The organism is Nocardia pseudovaccinii, assembly GCF_050942345.1.
Classification (GTDB): domain Bacteria; phylum Actinomycetota; class Actinomycetes; order Mycobacteriales; family Mycobacteriaceae; genus Nocardia; species Nocardia pseudovaccinii.
This window is the reverse complement of sequence record NZ_CP192074.1, coordinates 1,667,245-1,676,734: the sequence shown is the minus strand read 5'-3', so window position 1 is coordinate 1,676,734 and position 9,490 is coordinate 1,667,245. Positions and strand designations below refer to the sequence as shown.

Below are 9,490 nucleotides of genomic sequence, written 5' to 3'. Positions count from 1 at the left end.
CAGGAACTCAATAAGCGCGAGCACCGGCTGCCGATACGGTGTCGCGCGCCGGACCGACGAGCACGAACAAGGTCTGGCCGTACACGATCTCCAACACGCGCGCAGTCTCGATTATGTCGAGTCCGCGTTCCTCCCTGGCCAGCGCAGCCAGCGCCAAACGATCCGCGACCTGGGACAATGATGCCCTCTTCACCACCGCCGACGGCGATACGATCGCCCGCCGCTCGGATACCGTCCGGTACTCGATGGCATCGTCGCCGCCTCCGGCATCGTTACCCGACTCGTCGGCGACACCGTCCGGGGCACCGGTGATCACAGCGCCCCGCACAGCGGTCGCCGTACCGAATGCAAAACAATCCACGGCGGCCCCGCCGCCGGAACAACCCCCCGAACCACCGATATACCGACTGTGGACATACCGGACACCTCTACTCGAAATCAACTGTCCTCAGGGATTCGCAACGGACACGTCAACCGATTGCATCCGACTCGGCCTAATTCCCGGATACGGATTCTTTCAACCGAACACATCCATGTGGTCTAGCAATCATCAGGCAACTCGCCCTGCGTAATGCGGCGATTCGCCGTTACCATCCGATACCCAGACCGATTTGCCGCATTTGTGAGCAAAGCGTTCCTCCCGCCGTATCCGACGGCGAATGCATTGTCGGGTTCGCCGTGAATTCAGGGTATGAGCACCGCAACGAGTTCGCGAATGCGTTTTTCATCGAGGGGCGCTCGTCCGATCGAGGCAAGGGTGAGGTAGCCCACGATGAGATCGACGATCGTCCCCGTCGATACGCGCACAGCCAGATCACCAGCGCTCTGCGCGGCGTGCAGACGTTCGATGATCAGCTTATTCACCGGCTCGGTAAGGATGCGATCGAATGCGTCGCTTTGGTGCGGGGCGGCGGTCGATGCTGTGGCCAGCGCGCGAACGACCGAGCCGACGCCGGGCTGCCGCAGGTAGTCTGCGATACCGTCGAGCCACGCGGCGAGATCCCGGCGCAGATCACCCGTATTCGGCACCGGACTGGCGGTCATCACGAAGGCGCCCCGCAAGACCGCGTCGGCCACGACTTCGGCCTTGGAGCCCCACACCCGGTACAGCGTCTGCTTGGCCGCGCCCGCCCGCGCGGCGATGGCCTCCATCGTGACCGAGTCGTAGCCGTGTTCGACGAGTAGTTCAGCGGTGGCGGCCAGAACCGCCGATCGAAGCCGCAGATTCACCGGACGACCCGCCCGTGCCGCTCCCTCTGTCATCGAAACCACCATGCCGATTGTTCCATGAGCCGCATGTTCCGCTGATCGATTCGACCGTCGGCCTCGTGTCCGGGATGCACGCCCACCTCTATTATGAGACTGCGGTAACATAATTGCTGAACGGTCGACACAAGCAGCGCACAACCCTTGTCCGAAGGCGCCTCCACCTGCCTTCCGTCGCGACTGCTACGGCCGCACCGCGCACACAGCGCGCAGACCTGGAATCGGAGAACGAGGAGTCACATGTCCGCCAACGACAAGCCTTTGACCGGCAAAGACACGATCGGGCGCTGGATCGGCGATCCGGTGGGAAACGCGATCGTCGCGGAACTGCTCACGACCATCGGCCAGAACGAGAGCGCCCTCGAGAAGGTCCGCAACCTTCCGCTGAACGCACTCGTCACCATGAGCCAGGGGCGATTGAGCCAGGACTACATCGATGGCCTCGTCGCCAAGGCCAACGGCGGCGTCATGCCCGCCGAGGCCGAACAGCCCGCCACAGCCGCCCGGTTCGCGGGCCGCACGATCATCGTCACCGGCGCGGCCTCCGGCATCGGCAAGGCGACGGCCGAGCGGATCATCACCGAAGGCGGCCGAGTAATCGCCGTCGATATCGCCGCGGACCATCTCGAATCCCTCGTGACAGCATCACCGGCCGACACCGTCGTGCCCGTCGGCACTGACATCACCAGCGACGACGGCATCGAACGCATCATGGACTCCGCCGGTGACGCGATCGACGGACTGGCCAATATCGCCGGTGTCATGGATGGCATGCGGCCGCTGCACGAAATCGACAATGACGTGTGGGAGCGCGTCTTCGCCGTGAATGTCACCGGCACGTTCAAGCTCTGCCGCGCCGTTATCCCGAAATTCCTGGCCGCCGGTCGGGGCTCGGTCGTCAATGTGGCATCCGAAGCTTCGTTGCGCGGCAATGCCGCCGGAACCGCCTACACCGCCTCCAAGCACGCCGTCGTGGGCATCACCAAGAGTGCCGCATTCCTCTACGGGCCCAACGGCATCCGCGTCAACGCCGTCGCCCCCGGCCCCACCGCGACCGGTATCTCCGGCGGGTTCGAGTCGGCCTTCGCACAGCAGCGACTCGCCGCCTTCAACGCGCTGATACCTCCGGTCACCACCGCGGAGACACTCGCCTCCTCGATCACCTGGCTGCTCAGCGACGACAGCGAGAACATCAACGGCCAGATCCTCGCCTCCGACGGCGGCTGGTCGGTCCAGTAGTGCTGCTGGCGACATCACTAAAACGTGCAAAGCCAACGCGTTCGAGTGCTCAGGTATATCGATCCAGATGCTCGTGGCCTCCCCCCACCAAGCGTCGGTCAACTCGCGCACCGTGGCGGTGATCGTGGCGCGACAGCTGGATCGACTTGTCCGACCAGCCCATTCCTACCCCGGCGGTTACATCGTCGTGCTCAATGGGTCGAGCCCGTCGGTTCCGCCGCCTACCCGATGCGCCGGGTGACAAAGTCGAACTCGAGGTATTGCTCTGCGGCGGAAGGGATATGGGTGAGTGTAAGGTCGGCAAGGTTGCCCTGGTCGGTCTGCACGCAAAGATGACTGCCGGTCGTCAGGTGATAGAGGTCGTCCAGCGTCTGCGTCCACCTGACCAGCGGAATCGCGGTGCAGCGGTCGGGTCCGGTGCGGGTCTCGTCCTGCGGGACCGCGAATCGAGAGTGGCCGTCGGTCATTGCGTTGAGAGAGTTCGCAGTCTTGGAGGGGCTCATGTCCACACCGGGCACGTTCTGATCGCGCACCTGTCCGTTGTCCAAGTCGATCCCTTCTACATTGACGAGCTTGCTGTGCCCTTGCGCGAGTGGTGGATCGGTGGTGATCGTCGGTGCCGCAGTCGATGAGAGCGCAGGAAGCGTCGGTACCGGTGGGACTCTGGTCTGGGTAGCGGAGTTCGATCCCGAGCACTGCGTGATACCGAAGACGAGCGCCACCCCGACACCCACCACACCCGCCGTGCTGCCGACCACGGTCCAGAAGTGGGTCGAGCCGTACCTGCTGCCGCTGTTAGCGGGCGTCGGTGCGGGTTCGTTCTGTGCCATCTGCTGCCGCCTATTGCCTGTTGCCGGATGTGTGTCGGAATCTGGCCCAGGCGAACCGCAGCCCGCGCCGCAGAAGCTGTCCCGCGCGTTCACAAGACACGAAAAACCTTACACAGCAACCGCTATCTCGATGCGGAATTCGCTGGCCGTCCCTGTTCATACGGTTACGGCGCGGCAGGTCGCCGCAGCACCTACGCCCCAGCGCCGCGCCAACTCCTCTGCGATCAGCGCGCGGGCGGGGCACGTTCCGCCGGGTGCTCGAGTGCGCCGTGCGGCACGACGCCATAGCGTCCAATCCGACCGATCCGGTTGGACTTCGACACCAACCGCGCCACCGGTGACCATGAACAGTTCGAGCACCACCCGCTCACGCCTACTCAGGTCGCACAATTGAGCGCAGCCGTGGCGGGCGAGCAAGTCACCACACCACGCGCAGCCGATTCACCTACACCGGATCGCTTGCCCGCTTATCCCATCTACGGGCTGGTGGACTTCCTGGCCTATACCGTGCTGCGCGCCGGCGAGAACACCGGGCTCGAAGTGCAAGACCTGGAATTCCACGTTATCCCAGCACGCCCAAAAACCAACGGCGCAAACGGTTCTGCGGTAATCCGCTGCACGGCGCACATCCGCCGAACCAATACGCGTAAAGGCAAACGGCGGGTATCCAGTACGCCGAAGTCCAAGCGCAGCAAGCGAGGTGTGCCGTTGCCTGCGTGGCTGGCCGCACGGATGTACGCCTACTTGCACGGCGGCCCCGGATCCGACCCTACTCTCCGGCATCTCCGGTCCGCGGAACCAACTGCACCCCTGTGGCCCAGTCGTGAGAACGGGGGCGGCTACCGCGCCAAGGGGCAGCGCTACTCGGTTCCGCTGGACTGGTCGCCGCCGATGGCAATGGGCTCGTTCTACTCGTTCTACGACACCATTCTCAAGCCCGCGCTCGTTGCCGTGGGTCTGCCGGTCAGCGCTCCCGAGGTACCCGCTACCAACACCGCCCCGGCCGTTCCCGCGACGCGCGGCGTCCGGCTACACGACTTGAGACACACTTTCGCTGTGATGCAGCTGATGGCGGGTACACACTACATGCAGGTGTCAAAGTGGTTGGGACACAGCACTTTCACGCTGACGCTGAATACCTACGGCGACTGGATCCCCGAAGAAGAAGGCGGCGCAGGCAACAACCTGCCCGAGCCGCCGAGCGCTCTCCCCGCCGCACAGAACGTCACTGATTCCCCTGCGCCGGAGTCGCTTCCGGGGAACGTGGTGCCGCTGTTTGGTCGGAGGTCGGCGGTATAAGTGACTAATCGCTATTGTCGTCCCCCCGAGACAGATTGCGGAGGTCCAGTCGCATGTCCGCCAACGCGGTAAGTGCTTTGGCAACATCGGGCGTGAGAAGTGCATCAATCTGGCTAGCAGTCAGTTGGACCTGCTGATCGCTGACTCGACGGAGGATTTCTGCGCGAAGCTCTTTCCTTGCCAGCACGCTGTTTTCAACGTCGTCGGCGAGCGCACGGTTCAGCCTGCGCCTATCCGGCCATTATCGAACTATCCGGAGAAGAATAAATACGACACCCCCTACCGGCATAACTACTTCGAGCGGATTACTATACCGAATGCTTTCAACGCTGGTGACAATTTCGCTTTCAAGTTCGTATTCGTCCAAGTAGCGCGGCGTGGCCGCTTACACCGCCCACGCGAAGGAGAACAAAGGAGTAAATTCACCCCGGGGCACATTGGGCGATTTTCCGTAATCCTCGCGCGCCATGCGCCTAACCCAGCCTTCGGAGAGCCAACTTTCCGGCGATCGCAAGACTTCGGTTTGCGCGCGAGCTATGAGCGCCTGATATTCCAACTCGCCACCGAACTGACATACGGTGTCGATATTGTCGATAACCTGCCGGATGACCTCAATCGGCGCGCCTGCGCCGATGTTGAGGGACATATTTACTCGGGTCGCCACCCGAGCACGCTATCGCGCCCTCAGCGTTAGAACTGGCGCGACACCGAAATTCACGGACCCGCCGGACGCTATAGCCACCGACACCACTACGCGCTCATCTCCGTATCGATCTGCTCGAGCATCGCCGCCAACCACCCGGCGGACTGGCGCTCGTCGGGTCAGTCGCCAGACCCCCCGCGCCGCTCCAACGCCGATGCGAGCAGCGCGCGGGCAACGTCCCCGTGGACCGCTTGCTCGGCAAGTCGGTTGAACACCTTTTCATACAAGGCAATTTCGCGGGGTTGCGTTACGGCGGATTCGGCGGTGATGGTCTCCACCAGCACCTTGCGGCGGTCGTACAGAACGAAATCCGTAGTGCGGCGGAAGAACGCACTCTTAGCCGGGACAATTCCAAACACTAAGCGCGGCAGCGACATTAGGTCCAAAACATGCCGGATCTGATCAGCCATCACCTCGTCGTCCCCCACCGACGTCCTGAGTGCCTGCTCGCCCACCAGGAAGTAGAACCGATGCCGCCCCTCCCGCAGTACCCGTTGCCTTTCCACACGGGCGGCAACAGCCTCGTCGAGGTCGCGGATTGTGTTCAAGAACTCCATGCCAGCGGCCATCAGCGCCCGCGCATAGCGCGGTGTCTGCAGCAGCCCATGGAACACCTGTGGGTCGTATCCGCGCAGTAGCTCGCTGCGGTCTTCCATTCCGCTGATTTGCCGTTGGTGGTTGCCGTACCCGTGCCCGACGATGCGTCGCCATTCCATCCACGCGGCGGAGATATTGCGGAGCGTGGCAAGCAGATCCGGGTATTCATCATCGGCCCCGGTGATTCGGCACCAGGCGGCCAAGTCGTCCTCACTGAGCGCCTGCACTCCATTCTCAATGCGCGACACCTTGGCCGGGTGCCAGCCGCTTGCTGGGCAAGCTGGTACCCGCGCAGGCGCGCCGCAACCCTCAACCCTCGCAGACGGGCTCCCAGATCGCGACGCGCTTCACCTGCGTTGGTCACTTCGCATACTCGTGATGCGGGATAGCCTTGGCCCACAACTGATCTCGAATTCGTGCGTAATGGGTAACAACCACGGGGTCGCATATCGCAACCCAGCCCGGCAGGGCAGAACCGTCGCGCTCGAACACCGTGTAGGCGGCAAGGTCATCGTCGAACAGCCACCAGTCATCATCGGGAAGGTCGGGCGGTGCATCCTGCCGGGGCACCCACCGAATATCCTCGCCCGCTTGGAGATTGGCTTCGGTGGTTCCCACAGAGAACCGGGTGTAGTCGCCGTGCGGCTCGGTGATTACCCGCACCCTCTGCACTGCGCAACCGATCTCGGTAACTTCCCGCATGAGCGCGTGCCAACGCGCGCTCGCCGCCGGATCCTGTGGTTCCCCGTTCAGAAATCGTTGAACCCGGTCCGCTTCCCCAGCTACGCCGCTGTAGTCGTCGCGGACTTCCAGATGGAACGCCCGTCGGTGGGTGCGGAATGCATCCGCCAGATCATCAAACGCTAGGTGCAGCATCGCGCCTCCGCTCCGTCCCGATAGCCACCTCCACCGCGATCTCGTGGCCGGGTGGCCGAATCTGCTCCAGCGCTCGGGCATCGGTTACGGGTACGCCCGTGAGCATGAAGGTGCCGTGCCCTGCGTCGTGCAGCAGCGCACCGAAGCAGGTACCCGGCACGAGATGCCGGATGAGTCGGTGCGGATTCTCGATGGTATCGGGTCTGTCGATACGCCAGCCCTGCGCTACATAGGTTCCGCGATCACTGCGAAAAAGGGTGGGGGACTGTCCATCTGTGCTGTCGCCGCCGAGCCGTTCCAGTTCCATGGTTTCTCCTCTGACGTGGGGGACCTATTCATCATCAATCCGCTGCCGCCGCGCCGCAGCTCAATTCGGCGCAATATTGCGCAATATCCTGGTTCGACCTCGCTGCGCGTAAATAGCGTTCGTTCAGGCCCCGTCGTCGGGTTGATACCCGTGTATCGGCATCCCCGGCGACGGGTGCATTCCACGACGACGGACGGGGCGCGCGATGGACCGGGGCAATGAGCTGCCGCAACGGGTGGTGAAAGTCGACTTCGGCAAGGCACGACCGCCGACGGTCATGTACACCGCCAGTCCGGACGTAATAGCGAGATTCCTCACGGCATTGAAGAACTGGAATCCGGATTACACGTTCGAGGTCGAACCGCTCGAGGACGAGACCCATGTTCCGCCGGAGCCGTTGTGGTGCCTGCGAGGTTGGGCGAACTGATGAGCACCGACACTCTCGGTTTGGTTGTCGCCGTCGGCCTGCCGCTGGCGGTGTTCGTCGGCGCGATCTTCTGGCCCGACCGCATATCGCCAGACCGCACGGTAGAGGCGATCCGCCAGCGCATCGAGGACGAAGACGAAATGCCGTAGCCGCTTACGCGCCGGGGTGGTGCCGGGGTAGCAGGCGGCACTGACCTGTCAGCCCACCCCCGAAAGCGACCTACCAGCGCTTTTGCGGTGCCCCCAGTCGGACTCGAACCGACACTTTGCAGATTTTAAGTCTGCTGCCTCTGCCAATTGGGCTATAGGGGCGCCCGGTCAGCGTACCGACTCGTACTGCCGTACCGGAATTCTGTTCTGCAGGCTAGTGCATCTCCGGTGGTGGCCGGAGTAACCATTGTGCGGTCAGGTGCCGTCGTGGGCGGCTACCGATGCGGTGCCGTCGGAGGAATTCGCATCCGGCGCGTCGGCCAGGACGGAGTGGCGGCGACCGTAGGCGAAGTAGACGATCAGGCCGACGGCCATCCAGACGAGGAAGCGCAGCCACGTTTCGACCGAGAGGTTGAGCATCAGCCAGAGGCACGCGAGTACGGCGAGGATCGGGATGAGCGGGACCAAGGGCACGCGGAAGCCGCGCGGGAGGTCAGGACGGGTGCGGCGCAGGATGAGGACGCCGATGGCGACCAGGACGAAGGCGAAGAGAGTGCCGATATTCACCATCTCCTCGAGGGTGCCGAAGTCAACGAAACCGGCGAGCACGGCGCAGACGACGCCGACCACGATGGTCAGCCGAACCGGAGTGCCGTTCTTGCCCGTGTGTGCGAGCTGACGCGGCATCAGTCCGTCGCGCGACATGGCGAACAGCACACGGGTCTGTCCGAGGAACATCACCATGACCACCGTGGTGAGTCCGGCGAGGGCGCCGATGGAGATGATGTTCTTGGTCCAGGTGGCGCCGTGCTGCGCGAAAGCCGTTGCCAGCGTTGCCCGGTCACCGGACAGCGCGGTGTAGGGCACCATTCCGGTGAGGATCAGCGATACCGCGACATAGAGAATCGTGACGATCACCAGCGAGCCGAGAATGCCGCGCGGCACCGAGCGCTGCGGATCTTTCGTCTCCTCCGCCGTGGTCGCGACGACATCGAAACCGATGAACGCGAAGAACACCAGACTGGCCGCGGCGAGCAGACCGTACCAGCCGAAGGTGCTGTGTCCGGCGCCGGTGAAGTAGGAGAACAGCGACTGGTGCAGCCCCTCCCCTTCCGCGCCGGACTGCGACGGCGGGATGTAGGGCGTCAGGTTCGACTTGTCGAAGTAGGTGGCGCCGACAACGAGCACCACCGCGATAACGCTCAGCTTGATGGCGACGGCCACCGCCGAAACCCGCGACGACACCTTGGTGCCGACCGCCAGCAGCACCCCCAGAACCGAGATGAGAAGTACCGCGCCCCAGTCGAAGTCGATCGGCCCCAGATGCACGATCGGCGAATGCGACCCCATCACCTCACCGAGGTATTGCGACCACCCCTTGGCGACCACCGACACCGCGAGCGCGAACTCCAGGATCAGATCCCAGCCGATGATCCATGCGACGAGCTCGCCGAAGGTGGCGTAGGAGAACGTGTACGCGCTGCCGGCAACCGGCACCGTCGAGGCGAATTCGGCGTAGCACAGCGCGGTCAACCCGCAGGCGATGGCGGCGAAGACGAAGGCGAGGGAAACCGAGGGTCCGGCGACATTGCCCGCGGTCCGCGCGGTGAGCGTGAAGATGCCCGCACCGACGACCACGGCGACACCGAAGACGGTGAGATCCCAGGCGGTCAGATCCTTGCGCAGTTTCGAATCGGGTTCGTCGGTGTCCCGGATGGACTGCTCGACCGATTTGGTGCGGAACAGACCGCCCCATCGAGTTCCTGGGGTCGCCAACGCTGTCTCCTTGCTGTCGTC

12 protein-coding genes and 1 tRNA gene are annotated in these 9,490 nt (G+C 63.6%); 6 read left to right on the top strand and 7 right to left on the bottom strand.

What is annotated here, in order from left to right:
• Window positions 1-7: 7 nt before the first annotated feature.
• Together ACQPZ2_RS07525 and ACQPZ2_RS07520 are read right to left on the bottom strand one after the other, a co-directional pair.
• Window positions 8-328: a hypothetical protein gene (locus ACQPZ2_RS07525; RefSeq protein WP_433524884.1), complete on the bottom strand. Its 321-nt coding sequence runs from the start codon at window positions 326-328 to the stop codon at window positions 8-10.
• A 356-nt stretch (window positions 329-684) separates the two neighbouring features.
• On the bottom strand, window positions 685-1,263 hold the full coding sequence (locus ACQPZ2_RS07520; protein ID WP_433524883.1) for a TetR/AcrR family transcriptional regulator: 579 nt from the start codon (window positions 1,261-1,263) through the stop codon (window positions 685-687).
• A gap of 243 nt (window positions 1,264-1,506) precedes the next feature.
• Here ACQPZ2_RS07520 and ACQPZ2_RS07515 point away from each other — a divergent pair, with 243 nt between their 5' ends.
• Window positions 1,507-2,505 carry an SDR family NAD(P)-dependent oxidoreductase gene (locus ACQPZ2_RS07515; RefSeq protein WP_433524882.1) on the top strand — a complete coding sequence of 333 codons (999 nt, stop codon included), beginning with the start codon at window positions 1,507-1,509 and terminating at the stop codon, window positions 2,503-2,505.
• A 221-nt stretch (window positions 2,506-2,726) separates the two neighbouring features.
• On the opposite strand, the gene ACQPZ2_RS07510 is transcribed toward ACQPZ2_RS07515, so the two are convergent.
• A complete protein-coding gene (locus ACQPZ2_RS07510) occupies window positions 2,727-3,335 on the bottom strand; it encodes a hypothetical protein (protein ID WP_433524881.1) in 609 nt (202 codons plus the stop codon).
• 309 nt (window positions 3,336-3,644) lie between these two features.
• On the opposite strand from ACQPZ2_RS07510, the gene ACQPZ2_RS07505 reads away from it, so the two are divergent.
• Together ACQPZ2_RS07505 and ACQPZ2_RS07500 are read left to right on the top strand one after the other, a co-directional pair.
• Window positions 3,645-4,634, top strand: coding sequence for a hypothetical protein (locus tag ACQPZ2_RS07505; protein ID WP_433524880.1), 990 nt, complete (start codon window positions 3,645-3,647; stop codon window positions 4,632-4,634).
• Window positions 4,635-4,758: 124 nt separating this feature from the next.
• Window positions 4,759-5,328, top strand: a complete 570-nt coding sequence (locus ACQPZ2_RS07500) for a hypothetical protein (RefSeq protein ID WP_433524879.1) — start codon at window positions 4,759-4,761, stop codon at window positions 5,326-5,328.
• Window positions 5,329-5,456: 128 nt separating this feature from the next.
• On the opposite strand, the gene ACQPZ2_RS07495 is transcribed toward ACQPZ2_RS07500, so the two are convergent.
• Window positions 5,457-6,161: a DUF5753 domain-containing protein gene (locus tag ACQPZ2_RS07495; protein ID WP_433524878.1), complete on the bottom strand. Its 705-nt coding sequence runs from the start codon at window positions 6,159-6,161 to the stop codon at window positions 5,457-5,459.
• A gap of 133 nt (window positions 6,162-6,294) precedes the next feature.
• Entirely contained in the window at window positions 6,295-6,810 is a 516-nt protein-coding gene (locus ACQPZ2_RS07490) for a DUF6879 family protein (protein WP_433524877.1), read from the bottom strand.
• A gap of 127 nt (window positions 6,811-6,937) precedes the next feature.
• Here ACQPZ2_RS07490 and ACQPZ2_RS07485 point away from each other — a divergent pair, with 127 nt between their 5' ends.
• Genes ACQPZ2_RS07485 through ACQPZ2_RS07475 form a run of 3 tightly spaced genes read left to right on the top strand, consistent with a single transcriptional unit; the run spans window position 6,938 to window position 7,693 of the window.
• Window positions 6,938-7,339, top strand: coding sequence for a hypothetical protein (locus tag ACQPZ2_RS07485; protein WP_433524876.1), 402 nt, complete (start codon window positions 6,938-6,940; stop codon window positions 7,337-7,339).
• Entirely contained in the window at window positions 7,323-7,544 is a 222-nt protein-coding gene (locus ACQPZ2_RS07480; protein ID WP_433524875.1) for a hypothetical protein, read from the top strand. The genes ACQPZ2_RS07485 and ACQPZ2_RS07480 overlap by 17 nt, the downstream gene beginning before the upstream one ends.
• Window positions 7,544-7,693: a hypothetical protein gene (locus tag ACQPZ2_RS07475; protein ID WP_433524874.1), complete on the top strand. Its 150-nt coding sequence runs from the start codon at window positions 7,544-7,546 to the stop codon at window positions 7,691-7,693. The genes ACQPZ2_RS07480 and ACQPZ2_RS07475 overlap by 1 nt, the downstream gene beginning before the upstream one ends.
• Before the next feature lie 88 nt (window positions 7,694-7,781).
• On the opposite strand, the gene ACQPZ2_RS07470 is transcribed toward ACQPZ2_RS07475, so the two are convergent.
• Together ACQPZ2_RS07470 and ACQPZ2_RS07465 are read right to left on the bottom strand one after the other, a co-directional pair.
• A tRNA-Leu gene (locus ACQPZ2_RS07470) sits at window positions 7,782-7,855 on the bottom strand.
• Window positions 7,856-7,948: 93 nt separating this feature from the next.
• On the bottom strand, window positions 7,949-9,469 hold the full coding sequence (locus ACQPZ2_RS07465) for an amino acid permease (RefSeq protein ID WP_433524873.1): 1,521 nt from the start codon (window positions 9,467-9,469) through the stop codon (window positions 7,949-7,951).
• Window positions 9,470-9,490 lie beyond the last annotated feature (21 nt).

What these genes read in the sequence shown, in the direction of transcription:
- ACQPZ2_RS07515 (WP_433524882.1), top strand. Translation starts at nt 1,507, where the DNA reads ATGTCCGCCAACGACAAGCCTTTGACCGGCAAAGACACGATCGGGCGC.
- ACQPZ2_RS07475 (WP_433524874.1), top strand. Translation starts at nt 7,544, where the DNA reads ATGAGCACCGACACTCTCGGTTTGGTTGTCGCCGTCGGCCTGCCGCTG.
- ACQPZ2_RS07520 (WP_433524883.1), bottom strand. Translation starts at nt 1,263, where the DNA reads ATGACAGAGGGAGCGGCACGGGCGGGTCGTCCGGTGAATCTGCGGCTT.
- ACQPZ2_RS07510 (WP_433524881.1), bottom strand. Translation starts at nt 3,335, where the DNA reads ATGGCACAGAACGAACCCGCACCGACGCCCGCTAACAGCGGCAGCAGG.
- ACQPZ2_RS07480 (WP_433524875.1), top strand. Translation starts at nt 7,323, where the DNA reads ATGGACCGGGGCAATGAGCTGCCGCAACGGGTGGTGAAAGTCGACTTC.
- ACQPZ2_RS07490 (WP_433524877.1), bottom strand. Translation starts at nt 6,810, where the DNA reads ATGCTGCACCTAGCGTTTGATGATCTGGCGGATGCATTCCGCACCCAC.